16 protein-coding genes are annotated in these 22657 nt (G+C 66.8%); 8 read left to right on the forward strand and 8 right to left on the reverse strand.

Translation table 11 applies throughout. The annotated features are described in order from the left end of the window. Positions 1–32: 32 nt before the first annotated feature. Both HNP46_RS29390 and HNP46_RS29395 read right to left on the reverse strand, forming a co-directional pair. The gene (locus tag HNP46_RS29390) at positions 33–2036 is read right to left on the reverse strand and encodes a peptidase U32 family protein (protein ID WP_184596176.1); all 2004 of its coding nucleotides are present in this window, start codon (positions 2034–2036) and stop codon (positions 33–35) included. Positions 2037–2186: 150 nt separating this feature from the next. Then, entirely contained in the window at positions 2187–5351 is a 3165-nt protein-coding gene (locus HNP46_RS29395) for an autotransporter outer membrane beta-barrel domain-containing protein (RefSeq protein WP_184596178.1), read from the reverse strand. A gap of 455 nt (positions 5352–5806) precedes the next feature. Between HNP46_RS29395 and HNP46_RS29400 the strand changes: the two genes are divergently transcribed. The 3 genes from HNP46_RS29400 (at position 5807) to HNP46_RS29410 (ending at position 9308) form a co-directional block, all read left to right on the forward strand. Beyond that, positions 5807–6823: an alpha/beta hydrolase gene (locus HNP46_RS29400; RefSeq protein WP_184596179.1), complete on the forward strand. Its 1017-nt coding sequence runs from the start codon at positions 5807–5809 to the stop codon at positions 6821–6823. Between the two features lie 72 nt (positions 6824–6895). Then, positions 6896–7450, forward strand: a complete 555-nt coding sequence (locus HNP46_RS29405; protein ID WP_184596181.1) for an antibiotic biosynthesis monooxygenase — start codon at positions 6896–6898, stop codon at positions 7448–7450. A 19-nt stretch (positions 7451–7469) separates the two neighbouring features. Next, a complete protein-coding gene (locus HNP46_RS29410) occupies positions 7470–9308 on the forward strand; it encodes an amidohydrolase (protein WP_184596183.1) in 1839 nt (612 codons plus the stop codon). Between the two features lie 334 nt (positions 9309–9642). Here HNP46_RS29410 and HNP46_RS29415 read toward each other — a convergent pair whose 3' ends face one another. Together HNP46_RS29415 and HNP46_RS29420 are read right to left on the reverse strand one after the other, a co-directional pair. Then, positions 9643–10563 (reverse strand): LysR family transcriptional regulator, encoded by a 921-nt coding sequence (locus HNP46_RS29415; protein ID WP_184596185.1) that lies wholly within the window; start codon positions 10561–10563, stop codon positions 9643–9645. Positions 10564–10573: 10 nt separating this feature from the next. Beyond that, entirely contained in the window at positions 10574–11101 is a 528-nt protein-coding gene (locus tag HNP46_RS29420) for a cysteine hydrolase family protein (RefSeq protein WP_184596186.1), read from the reverse strand. A gap of 164 nt (positions 11102–11265) precedes the next feature. Between HNP46_RS29420 and pqqF the strand changes: the two genes are divergently transcribed. The 3 genes from pqqF to HNP46_RS29435 all read left to right on the forward strand — a co-directional run bounded on the left by pqqF (position 11266) and on the right by HNP46_RS29435 (position 15528). Then, entirely contained in the window at positions 11266–13557 is a 2292-nt protein-coding gene (gene pqqF, locus HNP46_RS29425) for a pyrroloquinoline quinone biosynthesis protein PqqF (RefSeq protein WP_260403302.1), read from the forward strand. Between the two features lie 306 nt (positions 13558–13863). Further along, the gene (locus HNP46_RS29430) at positions 13864–15051 is read left to right on the forward strand and encodes a porin (protein ID WP_184596189.1); all 1188 of its coding nucleotides are present in this window, start codon (positions 13864–13866) and stop codon (positions 15049–15051) included. Positions 15052–15135: 84 nt separating this feature from the next. Beyond that, positions 15136–15528, forward strand: a complete 393-nt coding sequence (locus HNP46_RS29435; protein ID WP_184596191.1) for a hypothetical protein — start codon at positions 15136–15138, stop codon at positions 15526–15528. Between the two features lie 23 nt (positions 15529–15551). On the opposite strand, the gene HNP46_RS29440 is transcribed toward HNP46_RS29435, so the two are convergent. The 3 genes from HNP46_RS29440 to HNP46_RS29450 all read right to left on the reverse strand — a co-directional run bounded on the left by HNP46_RS29440 (position 15552) and on the right by HNP46_RS29450 (position 18530). Continuing rightward, complete coding sequence (locus HNP46_RS29440; RefSeq protein ID WP_184596193.1) at positions 15552–16226, reverse strand: polysaccharide lyase family 7 protein; 675 nt, start codon at positions 16224–16226, stop codon at positions 15552–15554. 246 nt (positions 16227–16472) lie between these two features. Further along, a complete protein-coding gene (locus tag HNP46_RS29445) occupies positions 16473–17153 on the reverse strand; it encodes a response regulator transcription factor (protein WP_184596194.1) in 681 nt (226 codons plus the stop codon). 54 nt (positions 17154–17207) lie between these two features. Further along, on the reverse strand, positions 17208–18530 hold the full coding sequence (locus tag HNP46_RS29450; RefSeq protein WP_184596196.1) for a CapA family protein: 1323 nt from the start codon (positions 18528–18530) through the stop codon (positions 17208–17210). Positions 18531–18812: 282 nt separating this feature from the next. Between HNP46_RS29450 and HNP46_RS29455 the strand changes: the two genes are divergently transcribed. Both HNP46_RS29455 and HNP46_RS29460 read left to right on the forward strand, forming a co-directional pair. Next, positions 18813–20666, forward strand: coding sequence for a DUF1302 domain-containing protein (locus HNP46_RS29455; protein ID WP_184596198.1), 1854 nt, complete (start codon positions 18813–18815; stop codon positions 20664–20666). Between the two features lie 38 nt (positions 20667–20704). Next, the gene (locus HNP46_RS29460; protein ID WP_184596200.1) at positions 20705–22063 is read left to right on the forward strand and encodes a DUF1329 domain-containing protein; all 1359 of its coding nucleotides are present in this window, start codon (positions 20705–20707) and stop codon (positions 22061–22063) included. A 232-nt stretch (positions 22064–22295) separates the two neighbouring features. Here HNP46_RS29460 and HNP46_RS29465 read toward each other — a convergent pair whose 3' ends face one another. Further along, positions 22296–22532: a hypothetical protein gene (locus tag HNP46_RS29465; RefSeq protein ID WP_184596202.1), complete on the reverse strand. Its 237-nt coding sequence runs from the start codon at positions 22530–22532 to the stop codon at positions 22296–22298. Between the last annotated feature and the right edge of the window lie 125 nt (positions 22533–22657).

Consider the following 22657-nt stretch of genomic DNA (forward strand, 5'->3'; position numbering starts at 1 on the left):
GGGTTTCAAGCCTGGCGCCGAAGCCAATGCCTTTAGTGCGCCGGCTTGCGAATAGTCTTGAGCAGGTCTTCCGGGCTGATCTGCCCGACGATGTTGCTCACGCCTTCGCTGCCCGGCTGCGGCAGGCCGAGGATGTGGCCCTTGATCTTGCCGATCACGTGCATCTCGCAAGGCTTGCAGTCGAACTTCAGGGTCAGCACTTCGTCGCCGTGGATCAGTTGCATCGGCTGCACCTTGGTGCGCACGCCGGTGACGCCCTTGGCCTGTTTCGGGCACAGGTTGAAGGAGAAGCGCAGGCAGTGCTTGGTGATCATCACCGGAACTTCGCCCGTCTCTTCGTGGGCCTCGTAGGCTGCGTCGATCAACTGCACGCCGTGGCGGTGGTAGAACGCGCGGGCCTTCTCGTTGTACACGTTGTAGAGGAAGGACAGGTGCGACTCCGGGTACACCGGCGGCGGGTTGGTCTCGGCCTTGCGGCCGCCGCGTGGGTGGGCCTGCACGCGGGCTTCGGTGAGCGCCTCGATGGCCTCGCGGCGCAGCGATTTCAGCTGGGAGTTGGGGATGAAGAACGCCTGCGGGGCGTCCAGTTCGATCTGGTCGGCGTGGTACTGGGTGGTGCCCAGCTGGCCGAGCAGGTCGTGCAACTGGTCCAGCGCCTGTTCCGGCTTGTTGGCGGCGCCGAACGGGCCGTCCAGGGCGACGCTGGCGCTGACGCCTTCCTCGCTGGTGACGGTCAGTTCCAGGCGTTCCTCGCGCAACCTGGCGACCCACGACAGGCCGACGCGGCGTTCGGCGGAGGTCTTCTGCAGCGCCTGCTGCCAGTTGTGGTCGAGGTTGCGCGACAGCGGGTGGTTCGGCCGCAGGCGGTACATGCCTTCGGGCATTTCGTTGGGCTCGACGCGGTAGCGGTAGCGCTTCTCGCCGTCTTCCTCGAACTCGCCCTTGGGCTCGGCGATATTGGCGCGGAAGCCGACCACTTCGCGCTTCACCAGCACGTTGAGGCCGTCGCCATTGGACAGCGGGTCCTTGGTGACCACCAGCAGGTCGCGCTTGCCGACCTTTTCCACGGTCCCCACCGGCAGGCCGGTGAAGGTCGGCGAGTCGAAGGCGCCGATGTCGATCTTGCGGTCGCTGACGAAGTAGTCGGTGCTGCCGCGGTGGAAGGTCTTGTCCGGGTCCGGCACGAAGAAGTGGTCGGTGCGGCCGCTGGAGGCGCGGGCCAGGTCCGGGCGCTCGGCGAGGATGCCGTCCAGGCGCTGGCGGTAATAGGCGGTGATGTTCTTCACGTAGCCCATGTCCTTGTAGCGCCCTTCGATCTTGAAGGAGCGCACGCCGGCGTCGACCAGGGCGCTGAGGTTGGCGCTCTGGTTGTTGTCCTTCATCGACAGCAGGTGCTTCTCGAAGGCCACCACGCGGCCCTGGTCATCCTTCAGGGTGTAGGGCAGGCGGCAGGCCTGGGAGCAGTCGCCGCGGTTGGCGCTGCGGCCGGTCTGGGCGTGGGAGATGTTGCACTGGCCGGAGAAGGCCACGCACAGCGCGCCGTGGATGAAGAACTCGATGGCGGCATCGGTCTCGTCGGCGATGGCGCGGATTTCCGCAAGGTTCAGCTCGCGGGCCAGTACCAGTTGGGAGAAGCCGGCCTGATCGAGGAACTTGGCCCGATCCAGGGTGCGGATGTCGGTCTGGGTGCTGGCGTGCAGCTCGATCGGCGGGATGTCCAGTTCCATGATGCCCAGGTCCTGCACGATCAGCGCATCGACGCCGGCGTCGTAGAGCTGGTGGATCAGCGCGCGCGCCGGCTCCAGCTCGTTGTCGTGGAGGATGGTGTTGATCGTGGTGAACACCCGCGCGTGGTAGCGATGGGCGAACTCCACCAGCTGGGCGATATCGCTCACCTCGTTGCAGGCGTTGTGCCGCGCGCCGAAGCTCGGGCCACCGATGTAGACGGCGTCGGCGCCATGCAGGATGGCCTCGCGGGCGATGTGCACATCGCGGGCAGGGCTGAGCAGTTCCAGATGGTGTTTGGGCAGGGACATGGTTTCTTCTTTATCAGGCAGGCACGGGCAATCGCGCATTGTACCGGCCAAACGCCGCGCCGGCATCCGTGGCGTGCCGGGCGGCGTGGCTGTTGGTCGCCTGAAGGGCGGAGCTGCCTGGAACGGGTCGCTCCAGGCAGCCCCTACGGCTCAGTACTCGAACCGATAGCCCACGTTCGCGTGGTTCTGGTCGAAGTTGTCGCCGTCCCGGTAACCCACCTCCATGAACAGGCTGTGCCCGCCTTCCAGGCGCGTGGAAACACCCACGGCGGCTTCGCGCCAGCCGCCGCTGAAGTCCGAGCTCTGCCGGGGCGTGCCGTTGATCCGGTAGCCGATGTCGTCGGCCATCAGTTCGCGCACATAGCCGCCTTTCAGATACACCTCGGACTTGTGTTTCTCATTGCTCAGCTCGTAGCCGACGATGCCGCCGGCGCGGGCCAGCAGGGAGTCGTAGTCGTCGTAGTGGATCTTCAGGCCGTTGCTGGCCCGCGAGGAGAAGCCGCCCTGGTCGGTGTAGACCAGCTGCGCCTGGGGCTCGACGAACCACTGGCTGTCCTTCTCGCGGTGCAGGCTGAAGCGCTTGCCGGCTTCCAGCGAGGCCGAGTAGCCGTTGCTGCTGCCGGAGCTCTTCACGCGGTTGCCCTGGGTGTCGTGGACGCTGAAGTTGTTCTTCAGGTGCGCGGCCTTGAGCACGGCGTCGAGGTAGAAGCCGTTCTCGTGCAGCCAGGTGCCGTACAAACCGAAGTGGGTGTTGCGCGCGCCGCCGCTGCCTTCGTCGAAGCTCTGGTCGGCCTCGGTGTGGCCGAGCATGGCGCCGACGAACAGGTCGCCGCTGCTGATCGGCACCCGGCGATCGACGCCGAGCTGGATGCCCTGGTAACTCAGGCGGTAGCCGTTGAAGTTGCTGCCGGCGAAGGAGTGCAGGCGGCCGCCGTTGGTGCGCAGCCACACGTTACCGTCCGTGTCTCGCTCGGTGTAGCGCAGCTCGCCCATGCGTTGCAGCAGGGTCTGCATGTCGAGGTAGGACAGCAGGTAGTTGGTGTGCACCTGGGCGTGGAAGGCGCGGGTGGTCGAGGTGCCGGGACCGGGAGCCGGGCCGGGCGGCGTGGGTTCGACAGGGCCTGGTGGAACGGGATCGGTCGGATCGCCGGGTTCCACCGGACCGGGGCCAGGACCAGGACCGGGCGGCGGCGGATCGACAGGGTCGATGGGGTCGGGATCGGTCGGGCCCGGGTCCACCGGCGGCGCGGTGTAGCCGTACAGCTCCCAGTTGTCGTCCTCGTTCTTGCGCAGGGCGTAGGTGTTGCCGCCCAGTTCCACCAGGGCGCCTTCGTAGAGGCCGAACTGGCCGCTGCCACCGTTGGTCTCGATGATCTCGATACGCTCGTTGCCCAGCGTGCTCTGCGCTCCGTCGTTGGCCACCAGCACCGAATGGCTGCCAGTGCTGCCACCGGCTTCGCTGATGGTCAGCTTGTCGGTCAGCTGGTTGACGATGTCGGTGTAGAAGTGGAACGCGCCGGCGCCGCTGAGCGAGCCCAGTTGCAGGCTACCGTAGTGCTGCGGCTGGTTGGCGGCGAAGCCGTCCTGCCAGGACTCGCGGCTGTTGAGGAAGACTTGCGAGCCGTCCTGCAGGTCCAGCGCGGTGAGGTTGGAGGTGGCGTAGTGACTGGCCTCGTCGCTGTTGCCGTCGAGCAGGAACCAGCGCGAAGCCTTGAGGTTCAGGCTGGCGCTGCTGACGCTGCCGTCCGTGGCCTCCGTGCTGTCGGTCACCGCGCGGCCCACCAGTTCGCTGTTCTCGGCGTTCAGGGTGAAGCTGCTGGCGAACACGCCGTCGGCGCTGTTCTGGCTGGCGTTGACGTTGAGCAGGCTGCGGCCGTTCTGGGCGGTGGCGCTGCTGTTGGCGAGATTGAGGGTGGCGTCCTGCACCGCGTCGGCGACGTTCATGATGCCGGCGTTCTGCCCGTCACTGGTACGCCCGGCCAGTCCGCCCACTTCGATCAACCCGGCGCTGCCGGTGGCGCCGGCGAGGTGCGCCATGTCGGTGTCGGTCAGGTCGATGACCTGGCCGCCTTCGAGGCGGTCGCCATTGCTGGCAAGGCTGTAGCCGTTGGCGAAGGAATAGCGGATCGCGCTGGCGGCGGACTGGATGCTGTTGCGCACGCCGGCCACCAGGGGCGTCAGGGTGATCTTCGCACCGTCGCCCATCACTCGCAGGCCGGCGGAATCCTTGCCTTCGGTGGTGATGTCGGTCTTGCCGTACACCGTCACCTCGGAGTTGCCGTACTGCGAGCCGGCGTGGCCGGTGCTGTCACCGGGCGCGCTGGCGTTGCCGCCGCCCAGGGAGCCCGCGGCCAGGCCGTGGGACTGGCCGGTGCCGGTGGTATGGATCACCGTCTGGAAGTCCTGGTGCTGTTCGCTGTTGATGGTCACCTTGGAGTTGCCGGTGGCCCAGGCGCCGATCTCGTTGGTGCCGGCGGTCTTGATCCGCAGGTGGCCGCCGTCATAGCCGGTGGCGGTGACGCTGGAATGGTTCAGCGCGAACAGGGCATTGGCGCCGTAGCGGCTGTTGCTGCCCTGGTTGAAGTCGCCACCGAGGAAGGTGATGGACGAATTCTTCGTCGCGTAGAGGCCGATGCCGTTGCTGAACCCCGTGCCGTTCATGTCGACCAGGTCGAGGGTCACGGTGCCGCCGTTGTTGGCTTCCACCGAGCGCTGGCTGGACTTGTTGGTGACCGTCAGCACATAGGGCGCACCGCTCTTGGCGGTCATGTCGATGGTCCCGCCATTGGCGGCGAACAGGCCCTTGCCGGCGGCGATGGTCAGGTTGGCGTTGCCGTTGAGCTCGGCGCTGGAGGTGGCGCCGTCCACGTACATCGCGCTCTTGGGGCTGCTGTAGCTCGAGCTGGTGCTGGTGGCGGTGAGGTTGCCATTGAGCACGAAGCGCCCGCCGCCAGTGACGGCGATGCCGTTATAGACGTACTTGCCGTTGGAGTTGGTGTTGCTGCCGTAGTTGTAGGTGAGGTCACCGTTGACCGTGACCTGGCTGTTGGCGCCCTTGATATCCAGGGTATTGCCGTCGACCTTGCCGCTGACGCCGCTGAGCACCAGCGGCGAGCCGCTCGGCCCGGTCATGGTGATGACGGCGCCGTTGCTCACGGCGAAGGTCTTGATGGTGCCGACCTGGGTGAAGTCCTCGTATTGCCCGCTCTGGTTGGCGGTGTATCGCTGATCGGTTTCGCTGACGCTGTTGGCCGCCGTCGCGGTGGCCACGGCCAGCGGACTGGCCAGGAGAAGCATCAATGGGGTGTTCTTCATCACGGTTTCCTACCGCCTCTCGGCGGGATGGGTGAAGAGAACCCGGTTGCGCATGTTCCGTGTGCCGCACCGGGTAGAACCCGGCGTGATGGGGTGGGGAGGTGGGGATCAGTGGTAGTGTCCCGGCACTGTGAGTCACTCACGGGAGTTGGTAGCGGCGGGGATTGTTCACTACCGCGCCGGGGGCAACCCTTGAGCTATGTCAGAAGGTTTTCGAAACGGGCAGGGGTATTGCCAGATGTCATGGCCAGGCCGGGGCGCGCCTGACCTGGATCAACGGGCGGGCGCTGAAAGTCTGTGCAAAGACGGGCGATGCAGCTTTGCAGAGCTCGGTAGGGTGCCCTTGCAGAACTGCAAAGTGACCCTGCAACCCTGTCTATTCCGCGCTTTGCAGGCATGGATCAAGATTCGTTCGTCCTCTCGGAAAACCTCCCCCACTTTCAAGGAACCGAATCATGAACACCAAGCAATCCCTGCTCGCCGCCTCCCTCGCCCTGGCCATCGGCAACGTCTTCGCCGCCGGCAACCCCACCGTCGAACACAACACCCAGGCCTTCCTCGAAGCCCTGGAAGCCGGCAAGGGCCAGCCGCTGGAAACCCTCTCGCCGAAAGACGCCCGCGCCGTCCTGACCGGTGCGCAGGCCTCGGTGAAGGTCGACCTGTCCGGCACCCAGGTGAGTGAGAAGACCGTGCAGACCGATGTCGGCCCGGTGAAGCTGACCATCGTCCGCCCGGCCGGTGTGAAGGGTACCCTGCCGGTGTTCATGTACTTCCACGGCGGCGGCTGGGTGCTGGGCGACTACCCGACCCACGCCCGCCTGATCCACGACCTGGTGGTGAACTCCGGCGCGGTGGCGGTCTACGTCGACTACACCCCGTCCCCCGAGGCGCATTACCCGGTGGCGATCAACCAGGCCTATGCCGCAACCCAGTGGGTCGCCGAGCACGGCAAGGACATCAACGTCGACGGCAAGCGCCTGGCCGTGGCCGGCAACAGCGTCGGCGGCAACATGGCCGCGGTGGTCGCGCTGATGGCCAAGGACAAGGGCACGCCGAAGCTGCGCTTCCAGGCGCTGCTGTGGCCGGTGACCGACGCCAGCTTCGAGACCGGCTCTTACAACCAGTTCGCCCAGGGGCACTTCCTCACCAAGCCGATGATGCAGTGGTTCTGGGACAGCTACACCACCGACCCGAAACAGCGCGCCGAGATCTACGCTTCTCCCTTGCGCGCCACCACCGCCCAGCTCAAGGGCCTGCCGCCGACCCTGATCCAGACCGCCGAATCCGACGTGCTGCGTGACGAGGGCGAAGCCTACGGGCGCAAGCTGGACGCCGCCGGTGTGGCTGTCACTTCCGTGCGCTACAACGGCATGATCCACGACTACGGTCTGCTCAACGTGGTCAGCCAGGTGCCGGCGGTGCAGGCGGCCATGCGCCAGGCGGGTGAAGAGCTGAAGGTTCACCTGAAGTAACACGCTGTCCTCCCTCGCCGCCGAGCGGGGGAGGCCATTTTTTCGGAGGCCTCTTTCCTGGAGGGAACCTGCATGACCCAGCCCACCCCGCAAGAATCCGTCACCCTGATCATCCGCCACCGTGCCCGCCCCGACAGCGTCGCCGCCTATGAAGCCATCCTGCGCGAGCTGACCCGCGCCGCCAGCGAATTCCCCGGCCACCTGGGCGTGGATGTGATGCGCCAGGGCGAGCAGTTCACCTCGGTCCTGCGCTTTGCCAGCGCCAATGAACTGCAGGCCTGGCTCGACTCGCCGCAACGCCACGAGCTGATCGAACGTGCCGACCCGCACCTGATCGACGGCGAGCAGAAGGAGCTGCACACCGCTCACGAATTCTGGTTCGCCCCCCAGGAGGCTTTCAAACCCCAGCCGCCGCGCTGGAAACAGGCGGCCATCTCCTACCTGGTGATCCTGCCGCTGGTGATGCTGGTGCCGCAGCTGTGGCGCCCGCTGTTCGCCCAGGTCCCGCTGCTGGGCGGATTCGTCCCGGCCAACATGCTCATCGTCGCGACCATCGTCCTGCTGGTGGTCTACGTTTTCATGCCACGGGCCACGCGCCTGTTCTCCGCCTGGCTCAATGCCCGCTGATCGCAAGAGGAACCTCGCCATGTACGCCGACCTGATCCTGACCAACGGCCGCTTCCATACTGTCGACCGCGAGAAACCCGAGGCCACCGCCGTGGCCATCGCCGACGGCAAGTTCATCGCCGTGGGCACCGAGGCGGAGGCCATGGCCCTGCGCGCCGGCGCCACCCGCGTCATCGACCTCAAGGGGCGCACCGCGATCCCCGGCCTCAACGACTCGCACCTGCACCTGATCCGTGGCGGGCTGAACTACAACCTGGAACTGCGCTGGGAAGGCGTTCCGTCCCTGGCCGATGCCCTGCGCCTGCTCAAGGAGCAGGCGCTGCGTACGCCGTCGCCGCAATGGGTACGCGTGGTGGGCGGCTGGAACGAATTCCAGTTCGCCGAAAAACGCATGCCGACCATCGAAGAACTGAACCAGGCGGCGCCGGATACGCCAGTGTTCGTCCTGCACCTGTATGACCGTGCGCTGCTGAACCGCGCCGCATTGCGTGTCGTCGGCTACACGAAAGACACACCGAACCCGCCCGGTGGCGAGATCGTTCGTGACAGCAAGGGCGAGCCCACCGGCATGCTGGTGGCGCGGCCCAACGCGATGATCCTCTACGCGACCCTGGCCAAGGGGCCGAAGCTGCCCTTCGATTACCAGGTCAACTCCACCCGCCAGTTCATGCGTGAGCTGAACCGCCTGGGCGTCACCAGCGCCATTGACGCCGGCGGCGGCTTCCAGAACTACCCGGACGACTACCAGGTGATCGAACAGCTGGAGAAAGACAACCAGCTCACCGTGCGCATCGCCTACAACCTGTTTACCCAGAAGCCCAAGGAAGAACTGGCCGACTTCAGGAACTGGACCAGCAGCGTCCAGTACGGCCAGGGCAGCGACTTCCTGCGGCACAACGGCGCCGGCGAGATGCTGGTGTTCTCGGCCGCCGACTTCGAGGACTTCCTCGAACCGCGCCCGGACCTGCCCGGCAGCATGGAAGCCGAACTGGAGCCGGTGGTGCGCCACCTGGTCGAGCAACGCTGGCCGTTCCGTCTGCACGCCACCTATGACGAATCGATCTCGCGCATGCTCGACGTGTTCGAGAAGGTCAACCTGGACGTGCCGTTCAACGGCCTGCACTGGTTCTTCGACCACTGCGAAACCATCTCGCCGAAGAACATCGAGCGGGTGAGGGCGCTGGGCGGCGGCATCGCCATCCAGGACCGCATGGCCTTCCAGGGCGAATACTTCGTCGATCGCTACGGCAAGCAGGCCGCCGAGGCGACTCCGCCGATCAAACGCATGCTCGCCGAAGGCGTGCCCGTGGGCGCCGGCACCGATGCGACCCGCGTGTCCAGCTACAACCCCTGGACCTCGCTGTACTGGATGGTCAGCGGCAGGACCGTCGGCGGTATGGAGCTGTACCCCGAAGGACTGTCGCGCAGCACCGCGCTGGAGCTGTACACCCACGGCAGCGCCTGGTTCTCCAACGAACAGGGCAGGAAAGGGATGATCAAGGTCGGGCAGATGGCCGACCTGGCGGTGCTCTCGGCGGACTATTTCAACGTACCGGAGGACGAGATCAAGGCCATCGAATCGGTGCTGACCGTGGTCGACGGCCGGGTGGTGTTCGGCAGCGGCGACTTCGAGCGCCAGGCACCGACCGCCATCCCGGTGCTGCCGGACTGGTCGCCGGTGGCCAAGGTCCCCGGCCACTGGCGCCCGCAAGGCCCGCTGCAGCAAACCGTGCACCAGTGCGCCGGTTCCTGCGGCGTCCACGGCCACAGCCACGAACGCGCCCGCCAGTCGAGCGTGCCGGTGAGTGATTTCCAGGGCTTCTGGGGCGCGTTCGGCTGTTCCTGCTTCGCCTTCTGATGGCGTAACGGTCCGGTCCGCGAGGGCCGGATGTCTATCGCGGACGGAGTCCGCTCCTACCCGACGGCTCCCGCTGCCGCCGATCGCTCCCGTAGGGCGCATAACGTCCACGGCGTTATCCGCCGGCTTCGCCTTCTGAAGTGGCGGATAACCCGTTCCGGGTTATGCGCCCTACACCAGCCAGGAGCCATTGCCGATCGCGGACGGAGTCCGCTCCTACGTACCGGGTGGCACCGGAGTTAATTCCGCGCGTAGGAGCGGACTCCGTCCGCGATGATTTCCCGTCAGCAGCGAGCTGATCGGTTCGCGAGCAAGCTCGCTCCTACCGTCAGCCTCAACCGCGGCTGATTTCCACCTCGCCCAGCGCGCGGCCATCCAGCAGCTCGCCGCTGAACTGCGCCGCGTCCTGGTCGAAAACCTCCCGCAGCCAGTCACTGACCGCCTGGAAGCGGCCGATGCGTCCGGCGTCGCGGTGCGCGAGCAGCCAGATTTCCCGTGCCACCACGGTGCCGGAGAGGCGCACCAGTCCTTCACGTTCCCCCAGCAGGCAGGGCAGCAGCGCCATGCCCAGGCCGCTCTGGCAGGCGTGGATCAGCGTGGTCACGCTGCTGGCGCGCAGGGCGAAGCAGGCGTCGGGCACGAAGCGCCGCAACCAGCACATTTCCGGGGTGTCATCGAGGTCCTCGCCATAGCCCAGCCACGGCTGCTGCGGCCATTGCTCGGGCGGCAGCTGGGCGAAGGGCGTGGCGGCGTACACGGCGAAACCGATGTCGGCGACCTTGCGCATCACCAGCGCGGCGTCCTCCGCCGGGCGCGCCAGGCGCAGGGCGAAGTCGGCCTCGCGGCGGGTGAAGGACAGCGCGCGGTTCGCCGGGATCAACTGCAACTGCAGGTTCGGATAGGTGCGCGCCAGCTTGGGCATGTGCTGCACCAGCCAGTGGCTGAAGAGGAAGTCCACCGCTGTGATGCGTACCGAGCCGTTGATCGCGCTGGCCTCGTTGCGCGTCTCCAGCAGCATGCTCTGCACGTCGCCGAGGATGCGTTCGGCATAGCCGAGGAAGGCCACGCCGGCATCGGTGGCCTTGTAGCCGGCGTTGTCGCGGATGAACAGGCGCGTCTGCAGGGCGCTCTCGGCCGCCACCAGGCGTCGGCTCATGGTCGAGGGATCGACGCCCAGCGCGCGGCCGGCGGCGCTCATGCTGCCGTGGCGGGAGAGGGCGAGGAGGATCGGGATATCGTTCCAGTCGAAGTTCATGGCGCAGGCTTCAGAAGCGGACGGCGGCGGCCGCGACGACCCTGGCGCGTGGACCGAAGCTGCTGATGCTGCCCAGCACGGCGTTGTGGTGCGCGCTGATCTGCGCGGCGCTGAGCACGGCGTTGGCCACGGTGGAGTGGGCATCGCCCACCAGGGTCACCGCGTAGCCCTGGGCCAGGGCGCGGCGGGTGGTGGTGTCGACGCAGTAGTCGCTCTGCAGGCCGCAGATCACCAGGTGGTCGATGCCGCGAGCCTGCAGCAGGTCGCCCAGCTCGGTACGCAGGAAGGAGTCCGGGGTGGTCTTGCGCACCTTCAGGTCGCCGTCCGCAGTGAGCAGGCGCGTTTCCAGCTGCCAGCCGGCGCTGCCATACTGCAGGTCGTCGTCCTCGTGCTGCACCAGTACCACCGGCACACCGGCCTCGCGTGCTGCGTGGCTGATGGTGTTGATGCGCTGCAGCACGTTGTCGATATCGAAACAGGCGAAGTCGCCGGTACACAGGTCGGACTGGACATCGATGATCAGCAGGGCGGTGCTCATGACCAGCGTGCTCCTTAAAAGAAAGTGCCGAGGGGAGCTGCGAATGGTAGCCGGCCAGTCGCCACCGGCCAATGCCGAAGGCAGGCCGGTGCCTGCTGCGAAAGCCGTATTCCCCTTCCTTCGGCGCTGGGTCAAGGTGGCGCGATGAAACGGACCGGATGCCGATGAAGACTTTCCCCACCCAGCAGTTGACCCTTGCCAACGGCCTGCGCGCCACCCTCGTCCACAGCCCCGGCGCCAGCCGTGCGGCGGCGCTGTTGCGGATTGCCCGCGGCAGCCATGACGAGCCAGTGGAGCATCCGGGCCTCGCCCATTTCATCGAACACCTGCTGTTCCTCTGCGGCGAGCGCTTCACCGAAGCCGAACGATTGATGCCCTGGGTGCAGGCGCACGGCGGGCGGGTCAACGCCAGCACCCGCGCGCGGCACACCGACTATTTCTTCGAGGTGCCGGCCCAGGCCCTGGGCGCTGGCCTGGCGCGGCTGGTGGACATGCTCGCGCGGCCGCGCCTGGACGAAGCCACGCAACTGGCCGAGCGCGAGGTGCTGGAAGCGGAATTCCTCGCCCGCGGCCGTGACCCGGACACCCTGGTCGATGCTGCGCTGGCGCTGGCCATTGCGCCGGGGCATGAGCTGGCGCGCTTCGTCGCCGGCCGGCGCGACAGCCTGGCGGTGGAGAGCGCTGTATTCCAGCAGGCCCTGCGCGACTTCATCCACGCCTGCCAGCTCGGCGGGAGGCTGGAGCTCTGGCTGCAGGGACCGCAATCGCTGGCCGAGCTCGCGGCACTGGCCGAGCGCGAAGCCGCGGTGTTCCCCGCGGGTGCGCCGGCTGCCGGCAGCGCCCATGACTCGCTGCTGGCGCTGACGGGCGAGGAGCTGAAACTGCGCCTGCCCGGCGTGCCGCGGCTGGTGCTGGCCTTTGCGCTGGACGGCGTGGACGGGGAGGCCGGTACGCCCCTGGACCCGCTGCAGGGCTGGCTGGCCGACGAGGCGCCCGGCTCGCTGCTGGCGCACCTGGGCCAGAACGGCCTGTGCGACAGCGCGCGCCTGCGCCTGAGCCGCCTGGGCAACGGCCAGGCGCTGCTGCGCTTCGATTTCGAACTGGCCCAAGCGGCGGCCGCCGAGCCGCTGGAAGCCGCCTTCCTGGGTTGGCTCGATGCGCTGCGCCAGTTACCTGACGAAGATTTCGCCGCCGCGCCGGGTGAGCAACCCCGTGGCGTACTGGAACAACTGCAGCGACTGGCACGGCCGCGGCAGACCAGCAGTTGGCTCGACCAGTTGGTGGCTCGGCGGATGATCCGCTTGCTGGCGTGCGAAGCGCTGATCGGCGAGTCCCTGACCTGCGCCGGATTCGTCCTCGATGTGGTGCGCAGCCCGGCGCAAAGCCTCCAGCCGCTCGCCGGGCAGCCCTGGTGCTTCGCGCCAGCGCGGCCGGCGGAGGCGGGCGAGCGGGCGGCCCTGCACCTGCGCTGGCGCTTCGCCCAGGCGCCCGGCCGCCAGGCCTTCCTCGCCGCCCGCCAGGCCCTGCGTCCGCTGGCTGGGGCGGCACGGCGCGAAGGGGCGAGCCTGCACCTGGAGGCATTCGACAGTGACTGGTGCCTGCTGCTGAGCGGGCCACAGGGCGCGCTGGATACTCTGGCCGGGCAGGCGCTGGCCGTGCTGCACCAGCCGCCGGCTACGGTGCTGGGGCAGGGCGCCCGCCTGCTGGAAGCCGAGGGCCGGCGCCGTGCGGGTGACCTGCCGATCCGCCAGTTGCTCGACCTGTTGCCCCAGGCCCTGGCCGGGGACAACGAGGCGGCGCCGGACTGGAGCGCCGCCCACTGGGATGCGCTGTGCATGAACGCCGAACTGCCCGGCGCGATCCCCGGCGCCTCGGCCGCTACCGCGCTGCCGTCGCGCAGCGGCCCGCCCGGACGTCATCGCCAGGTACTGGAGATTCCCGGTGAAGCGGCGCTGCTGCTGTTCTGCCCGCTGGCCACCCGCAGTGCGGAGGACGAGGCCGCCTGGCGCCTGCTGGCACGGGTACTGGAACCGGCGTTCTACCACTGGCTGCGTGGCGAGCGGCAGCTGGCCTACGCGCTGTACTGCGGTTTCCGTCAGATCGGCGGGCGTCGCGGGCTGCTGTTCGCGGTGCAATCGCCGTTGCTGTCGGCGGTGGAACTGCAGGCCGAAGTGGACAGTTTCCTCTATCGCCAGGGCGAAGCGCTGGGCCGGTTCGACCCGCAACGCCTCGACAGCCTGCGCGCCGCGCTGGTGGCCGAACTGGCGCAACGGCCGGAGGATTTTTCCGGGCGACTGCAGCAGGCCTGGGAAGACCAGCTGGCTGGCGTCGATCAGGATCAGCGCAGCACCCTGGCCGCCGCGCTGGCCGGGGTGGACCTCACCCAGCTGCGCGCCGCCCATTCCCAGCTGGCCTCCACCCAGGGCGGCCACTGGTTGCTGCTCAGCCACGCCTGACGCCTTTCTCCTCCTTTGGACCGAGGCCACCGTCCGCAAGACGGTGGTCCGGTCGACTTTTGCCTTACGCCCCGCGACCCGCTCCCGGCCACTGCGCCGAGGTAGTGCTCCGGCGGTCGCAGAACGTCGCGACCATCGCTGCGCGCCCTTGGTCGGGGCAGTCGCAGAGCCTTGCGCAGCACGCCGCCAAACCCCTCGCAATGCCTGCCGGAACAGCGCCAAAGCAGCGTAGGACCTGGCCTGGCGCGTTTCGATAATCGCCTCCGACACGACTGAGCACAGTCGATCCCCCACCCGGAGAGCGCCATGCACAAGAACAAGATCGCCGTCCGCCGCCAGCTGCTGCCGCTGGCCTTTGCCACACTGGCCGGGCCGGCATGCGCCGACATCATGCTGTACGACAAGGATGACACCACCTTCTCCACCGACGGCTACTTCAACGCCTTCTATGTGAACAGCGACGTCGACCGCAACGGCGACACCTACGACCGTCGCCAGTCGCGGGTGAAGATGGGCTTCCTGCCCAACTACATCGGCTTCAACTTCGGCAAGAAGATCGACGGCCTGACCCTCACCGGGCGCTCCTCGTTCTGGGTGACGATCAACGACAGCGAACAGGACGGCACCGACACCGCCATCGACGTCCGCCAGTTCTACGGCAACGTCGCCGGCGACTGGGGCGAGGTGCTGATCGGCAAGGACTTCGGCCTGTTCTCGCGCTCCAACATCTTCCTCGACGAGCTGCTCGCCGGCTTCGGCAACGCCAGCGACACCCTCGGACTGGTGGACGGCAAGGGCGTGTCCTTCGGCAACATCGGCACCGGCTACCCGTACCCGTTCCCCACCTCGCAGATCACCTACCGCAACAACAACCTGGTGGAAGGCCTGCGCGTGGCGGTCGGCATCATGGACCCGATCGACACCAACCAGATCGACAAGGACGCCAGCGACGGCCTCGACGACAAGGCCTACCAGGACAACCCGCGCTACGAAAGCGAGATCAGCTACCAGTTCGACGTCGGCGGCGCGCAGATCTACAGCTGGGTCAACGGCGCCTACCAGACCTCGAAGAACACCAACGACGAAGTCGACAGCGTGACCTCCAAGGGCCTGGGCTACGGCATCCAGGCGAAGCTGGGCGGCTTCTCGCTGACTGGCTCGGGCTTCACCGCCAAGGGCATCAACCCGTTCTTCACCAACAACGCCGGCGAAGCCGCGCTGCGCGAGGTGGACAGCCGCGGCGTGCTGCTGCAGGGCTCCTACACCTGGGGCAAGAACCGCGTGGCGCTGTCCACCGGCGAGACCCGCGACGACGGCAACGGCCTGGGCAGTGCCGCTGACTACTCCACCAAGGGCATCGCCTACTTCCGCACCATCAACGACAACCTCAAGCTGGTCGCCGAGTACAACGTCTACGAGATCGACGGCCGCAAGGGCTCCACCGTCAGCGAGGACACCGACACCTTCGCGGTGGGCGCCGTCCTCAACTGGTAATCCGCAAGACTCCTTTGGCTCCATTTCGGCGGGATGGCACGGCGTGTCACCCGCCTTTTTTCTTTCACGCAAGGAAGGCTCGCCATGATCGGATCGTGGAGCGCGCACGCGCAGACTTACCTGCTGGTTCTGTCCATCGCCACCACCCTGGTATTCGCTTTGCCCATCTTCCTCGCACCGTTGCCGTGGGCGCGGATAATGCAGTGGACGCTGCCGGAACACACCGACCTGGCGGTGTACTTCGGCCGCTGCCTGGGTGCGTTCATCCTCATCGTCGAAGCCCTGATGCTGCGCGCGGCGCTCACCGGGGAAGCGCTGCTGACCACCTTCGAGGTGCTGGCGGCGGTGGCGGGGCTCATGGTCGTGGTGCACATCCATGGCGCGCTGCGCAGGGTTCAGCCGTGGACGGAAACGCTGGAGACGGGGTTTTATGCGGGAATGCTGGTGCTGACGCTGTTGTTCTGGCCGCAGGTCTGAGCATTCCCGCAGCATGACTGTGTTCAGGCATGCCGAATCTGCAGGTCCCTGATCACGCACACCGACGCATCACTCGCCAGTGTCGTGTCGCTGAAGTCGATCTGGTTGTAGACGCCGCCGTGGAAATCGAAAATCTGTGCCGCCCAGCTGGCGTCCAGCGGCATCGATGGCACGGCGGAATTGCGTCCGTTGCAGCTGGCCTGCACGGTCAGCATCAGGCTGGAAGTGGCGAGGATCAGGATGTCGAAATCCGCCCCCAGCGGCACGTTGTCCAGCACGGTGCTGTTCACCGGGGTGGTCTGGTTGAAGTTCTGGCGGAAACCCATGGTCAGCTTGCCTTTCTGCCAGAACACCTTGAGCAGGGGACTGTCGTCGTCCTTCACGTGCATCTGCGCCACCACCACCTTCTGCGCCGAGTTCACCTGGGTGACCTTCATCAGTTGGTGGTTCACATGTTCGGTGGCGCTGCTCAGGGCCCAGTAGATCGGTTCCTTCCATTCGCAGCGGGTACGGTGGACGCTCTTGCTCGCCACGCCTTTGGTTGGCGCGGTGAGCTGGAGGCTGCCGTCCGGCAGGCGGGTGACCAGGTTCGGGTATTGCGCCAACGCCTGCGGACCGGGAATCTCGATGGAGACGGTGTCGGTCGGCGTCTTGCCCACGGGCAGGGCGATGTTGAGGTTGTCGATATTGACGGTCATGCCGGGCACTCCTGCGGCAGTGAGAGTGCTGGGTTTGACTCGACGAGGTTCCCCGCGCGACGGTTTTTCGGCCAGGCGGTCGTGGTGGCCAACGGTGCTGGTTTGTCGCAGGACCGAGAGGACGCCCAGTCCTTGCTCGTGAACAGGCTCTTCGTAGGAGCGAGCTTGCTCGCGAACCCGCCCGGCAACGGCGCCGCCAGGGCGCTCTGTTCGCGAGCAAGCTCGCTCCTACAAGGAGGTTTCGTGCTATCCCGTGAAGCGATAGCCCTTGCCGCGGACCGTGACGATCAGCGGTCGCTGCGGTTCTTCGCCGAGCTTGCCGCGCAGGTGGGCAATGCGCACGTCCACCGAGCGGTCCAGGCCATCCCAGGCGAAACCGCGCTGGGCGAGGAAGATCTCGTCGCGGCTGAGGGTTTCCCCGGCGCGGCTGACCAGTTGCCAGAGCAGGTCGAACTCGGCGCCGGTGAGGTCGATGCGCTCGCCGTCACGCTGGACTTCGCGCTGGCGGGCATCGAGGACCAGGCCGGAACGCTCCAGGCGATCGCCCGACTCGCTGGCCGCACGGGGACGCCGCAGCAGGGTACGTACGCGGGCCAGCAGCAGGCTGGGGCGCACCGGTTTGCAGACATAGTCGTCGGCGCCGTGCTCCAGGCCGTCGATCTGCTCGGTGTCCTCCGAGCGTGCGCTGAGCATGAGGATCGCGCCCTGGTAGCGCGGGCGGATGCGCCGGCAGATGGACAGGCCGTCCTCGCCGGGCAGCATGCGGTCGAGGATCACCAGGTCGGGGCGCTCGTCCATGACACGCTCGGCGGCACGCGCGCCGTCCGACTCGATACAGGCGTGCAGGCCGTGGTGTTGGAGAAAGTCGCGGGTGAGGGCGGCGAGGCGCAGGTCGTCCTCGACGATGAGAATGCGGGGGCTGGTCATGGCGATGGCAAGAGAAGGGCGCGGGGCGGCTTGTGGCCGCTCCGCGCTGCGCGGTCAGAATGAGACGCGCGCAATCGAGCCGTCGATCGACAGCCGAGTACCGTAGGGCTCCGACAGCGCGGCGAAGCGCTGCAGGATCGCCTGTGCGTGATCGCCTTCGGCCAGGCGCGGACGGCCGCGGCGATGCACCGCTTCGCCCAGGCCCAGGCTGACCGGATGCAGCTCGATGCCGGTGAGGCGGCGGCCGTCGAACTGGCAGACCGGCACCAGGCTTTCCCAGAAGCGCGCATCGGAGGGGAAGCTGCGGGTGTCGTTCTGGGTGCGCTGCAGGAACACCTTCGACGGGGTCTGGTTGCGGTCCACGCGGAACTGCTCGTAGCTGTCCGCTGGCAGGCGTTCCACCAGTTCGTTCTGGCCGATGAAGTTGCCCAGGCTGTAGAAGATCGGCTTGCCGTTGTAGATCTCCATGCCGCGCAGCAGGTGCGGGCCGTGGCCGACGACGATGTCGACGCCGGCATCGATCATCCGTCGCGCCACCGGCTGGAGGAATTCGGCAGCCACTTCCAGGTTCCAGTCACCGGTGGTGTCGTGGCCCAGTTCGTGTGAATGAATGCTCAGCACCACGATGTCCGACAACGCCCGCGCTTCCTCGACCCAGCGCAGGATGTCGTCCAGGTCCTTCTTGCGCGGCAGGGTGCGCAGGCGCGAGGTCTCGCCCTGGCGGAACAGCAGCGGGGTGAAGGGGCCGAACACCGACAGCGCCGGGTCCGGAATCGGGTGGGCGAAGCCCAGGTCCACCGCGCCCTGGTAGAGGCGGTCCAGGCCGAGGCTGGCGATGATGCCGCGCATGGCCTCCATCTGCGCGCCGTCGAGCTGGTGCACGGTGTCGTAGCGCAGCGGGTTGAGGCCGGGGCGGCCGGGCATGTCGCGGGTCTGTTCGCTGGCCTCTTGGCCCTTGCCGAAGGTGGAGGTGCAAGCCAACAGCGAGACGGTGCCGGCGGCCTTGGTGCAGTACACCGGGCGGCGCGCTTCCTCGAGGTTGCGGCCGGTGCCGGCGTACAGCAGCTCGCGCTTGTCCAGCTGGGCGTGGGCGGCGTGCAGGCCGGCGATGCCGTAATCCAGGCTGTGGTTGTTGGCGGTGGAGAACAGGTCGATGCCGCCCTCCACCAGCTCGTCGAGAATCCACGCCGGCGCGCCGAAGTGCGAGCCGCCGCTTTCCAGCACGGCGTCGCCCTGGAAGTCGTTGGGCAGCACCTCCAGGTTGGTGAAGCTGACGTCGGCACCGCGCAGCAGGTCGAACAGCGGGCGCAGGGTCTGGTCTTCGCGGCTGTTCAGGCGGCGCTGCAGGATGCTGTCGCCGGTCAACGCAATCTTCATGGTCCACCTCAGGGTCGGGGAGTCGCTGATGGCGGCGGACTTTAGGGCAATGCGCGGGCGCGGTCGGCTGAATCCTGGGTATCGCGATAGCCGTCGGTTATCACCCGCGGAGCCTCGCGCGCGGGGAGCTGCCGGCGCTTTCATTCTGGCTATGGGCATCACTTTTTTTCAGAAGTCAGTCCGGTGACAGCGCTCTAACCTGCGCTCGCCTCCCGGCCCACGAGCCGCGGAGCAGGGATGGCACGGCTTGCCGTGACCAGCACGATCCAGGCGGAGAGCAGCATGAAAAAAACAATAACCGGCGCCGCGGGCTTCAAGCCGCACGCGCTGGCGCTGGCTACCAGCATGGCCCTTGGCGGGGCATCTTCGGCTCAGGCAGTGAGCTTCAACGTGGGGGAAATCGAAGGCCGCTTCGACTCGACCCTGTCCATCGGCGCGAGCTGGGCGATGGATGATGCGGACAAGAAATTCATCGGCACCCGCAATGGCGGCACGGCGTCCAGCCAGACCTCCGACGATGGCCGGCTGAACTTCAAGAAGGGCGAGACCTTCTCCAAGATCTTCAAGGGCCTGCATGACCTGGAGCTGAAGTACGGCGACAGCGGCCTGTTCCTGCGTGGCAAGTACTGGTACGACTTCGAGCTCAAGGACGAACACCGCCCGCTCTACGACATCGACGACGACGGCCGTGACATGGCCGCGCGCTCTTCCGGCGCCGAGCTGCTGGACGCCTTCGTCTACCACAACTATGACTTCCGCGACCTGCCCGGCACCGTGCGCCTGGGCCGCCAGGTGGTGAGCTGGGGCGAGAGCACCTTCATCCAGAACGGCATCAACTCGATCAACCCGGTGGACGTCGCCGCGCTGCGCCGCCCTGGTTCCGAGGTGAAGGAAGCGCTGATCCCGGTGAGCATGCTGTATTTCAACCAGGGGCTCACCGACACCCTGTCCATGGAGGCCTTCTACCAGCTGCAGTGGGAGAAGACCGTGCCGGACAACTGCGGCACCTTCTTCGGCAGCGACGTGGCGGCCAAGGGCTGCGACATCAACATGGCGGTGAACGGCAGCGACTTCGACCGCGACATCGACGGCACCGGCATCAAGGGCGGCTACGGCTATGTGCCGCGTACCCGCGATCATGACGCCCGCGATGGCGGCCAGTTCGGCGTGGCGCTGCGCTGGATGGTCAACGACACCGAATTTTCCGCCTACGCGATGAACTACCACAGCCGCACACCCACCAGTAACTGGGTGGTGGGCAAGGGCGCGCTGGCCGACCCGGTGGGCGGGCTGATCGGCCAGGGCGGGCGCAGCACCGCCAGCTGGTACCTGGACTACCCCGAAGACATCCGCCTCTACGGCCTGGGCTTCAACACCACCTGGGGCAGCACCGCGGTGCAGGGCGAGATCAGCTACCGGCCGAACATGCCCATGGGCATCAATTCCAGCGACGTCTCCGGCGCCGCCACCCTTGGCTCGGCCTCCACCAGCGCCATGGTCAACGCCGGTCTGCCGATCTTCGCCAGCGGCTGGGCGGATTCCAGCTACGGCTCGCTGATCCAGGGCTACAAGCGCATGCCCTACACCCAGGCGCAGATGACCTTCACCAACACCTTCGACCAGATTCCGCTGATCGGCGCCGAGCGCCTGACCCTGGTGGGCGAGATCGGCTTCGGGCACATCGGCGACCTGGGCTCCACCGACGGCTCCGACCTGCGCTTCGGCCGCAGCAGCGTCTACGGCAACGGTGAACTGGCCAGCGCCGGTACCTCGTCGCTGCTCGGCCTGTCGGGCAACGCGCTGTGCGAGAAGGTGGTGAACACCGCCAACCCCGGGCAGTGCAACGACAAGGGCTTCTACACCCAGAACTCCTGGGGTTATCGCCTGCGCGCCGGCCTGGAATACAACGACCTGATCGGTGGCATCTCGCTGCGGCCGAACCTGGCGTTCTCCCACGACGTGGAGGGCTACGGCCCGACCTTCAACGAGGGCGACAAGTCGGTCAGCGTCGGCGTCGATGCCGAATACCTCAGCCGTTACACCGCCAGCGTCAGTTACACCGACTACTTCGGCGGCGATTACAACGTCAACACCGACCGCGACTTCCTCGCCGTCAGCCTGGGCGTCAGCTTCTGATGTCCGCCAGCCCCAGCCTTAGAGCAAGAGGTACACCCATGAACAACAAGCAATGGTTGCAGGCCGGCTGCCTGACGCTGAGCCTGCTCGCCGGGCAGGTCATGGCCGCGGTCGGCGCCGACCAGGCGGCGCGCCTGGGCAATCAACTCACCCCGATTGGCGCCGAGAAGGCCGGCAACGCCGACGGCAGCATCCCGGCCTGGACCGGCGGCCTTGCGCCGAACGCCGGCAAGGCCGACGCCGGTGGCTTCCTGGCCGATCCGTATGCCGCGGACCAGCCGCTGTTCACCATCACCGCGCAGAATGCCCAGCAGTACAAGGACAAGCTGACGCCGGGGCAGCTGGCGATGTTCCAGCGCTTCCCCGAGACCTACCGCATCCCGGTCTACCCCAGCCACCGCAGCGCCAGTTACCCGCAGGCGGTGATCGAGGCGGCGAAGGAGAACGCCACCGCGACCTCGTTGGCCGAAGGCGGCAACGGACTGACCCATTTCAACATGACCCTGCCGTTCCCGATCCCGCAGAACGGCCTGGAAGTGATCTGGAACCACGTCACCCGCTACCGCGGCAACGCCATGCTGCGCACCACCGCGCAGATGAACCCGCAGACCAACGGCGCCTATACCATCAGCTACATGAAGGAGCAGTTCGCTTTCCCGTTCGGGCTCAAGGACTACGAGCCGGCGAAGATGGACAACATCCTCTACTACTTCCGCCAGGAAATCCTCTCGCCGCCGCGTCGTGCGGGCAGCGTGATGCTGGTGCTGGAGACCATCGACCAGGTCAAGGAACCGCGCATGGCCTGGATGTACAACGCCGGCCAGCGCCGCGTGCGCCGTGCCCCGCAGGTGGGCTACGACAGCCCCGGCGCGGAAGGCATGCGCACCTACGACGACTTCGACATGTTCAACGGCGCGCCGGATCGCTACGACTGGAAGCTGGTGGGCAAGCAGGAGCTGTACATCCCGTACAACAGCTTCAAGCTCGACTCGCCGGCGCTCAAGTACGACGACATCGTCAAACCCGGCCACCTCAATCCGGACCACACCCGCTACGAGCTGCACCGCGTGTGGCACGTAGTGGCGACCCTGAAGCCGGGCCAGCGCCACATCTACAGCAAGCGTGACCTGTACATCGACGAGGACAGCTGGCAGATCGCCGAGGCCGACGCCTACGACGGTCGTGGCAACCTCTGGCGTGTTTCCGAAGGCCATGCACGGCCCTTCTACGACCAGCAGTTCACCTGGCTGACGGCGGAGACCCACTACGACGTGCTGTCCGGGCGCTACACGGTGTCCGGGCTGCGCAACGAGGAGAAGAGCAGCTACGACTTCGCGGTGAAGTCCAGCAGCAACGACTTCACCCCCAACGCCTTGCGCGCCACCGGCATCCGCTGAGGCGAGCGGGACTGGCGCTCACCGGCGCTCCGATGTGTTTGACAGCGGCCTGCGGGTCGCTTTTTTTCGTCCACTGATCGGTGACCCGCTCTTCGTAGGAGCGAGCTTGCTCGCGAATCTTCCCGAGCACGCGGTAATGTCAGGGAGCCTCGTGGGTAGGATGGGTGGAGCGCAGCGATACCCATGCTGTCGTCGCACGGAATCGATGGGTATCGCTGCGCTCCACGCCATCCTACGTCCGTGTTCTGTCGGCAGCGTCGTAGAGGTGGGCGGAGTCTTCGGCGAGGTATTCCAGGCAGGTGAAGGCGCCGGTCAGCACTTCTGCCGAGGGCGTACCGTGGTCGGGAATACTGGCCAGGAAATTGAGCATGTGCAGCAGCGCGCGATGTCGGCCGTAGGCGGCATCCTGCAGCGACTGGTAGCTGAGGTCGTCGTTCAGGTGAAGCAGGGTAGGGGCTGTGAAGGTCATGGATTGCATCTCTTGATAGCCAGATGACCACCCGGAGGTGCGGACAATTTCTTGGACTACCTGAGGTGGTAGCTCATGTATTCATACGAGGATCGGCAACGTGCCGTTCGGCTTTACATCAAACT

It is taken from the genome of Pseudomonas nitroreducens (genome assembly GCF_014204515.1).
In the GTDB taxonomy this organism is placed as follows: domain Bacteria; phylum Pseudomonadota; class Gammaproteobacteria; order Pseudomonadales; family Pseudomonadaceae; genus Pseudomonas; species Pseudomonas nitritireducens_A.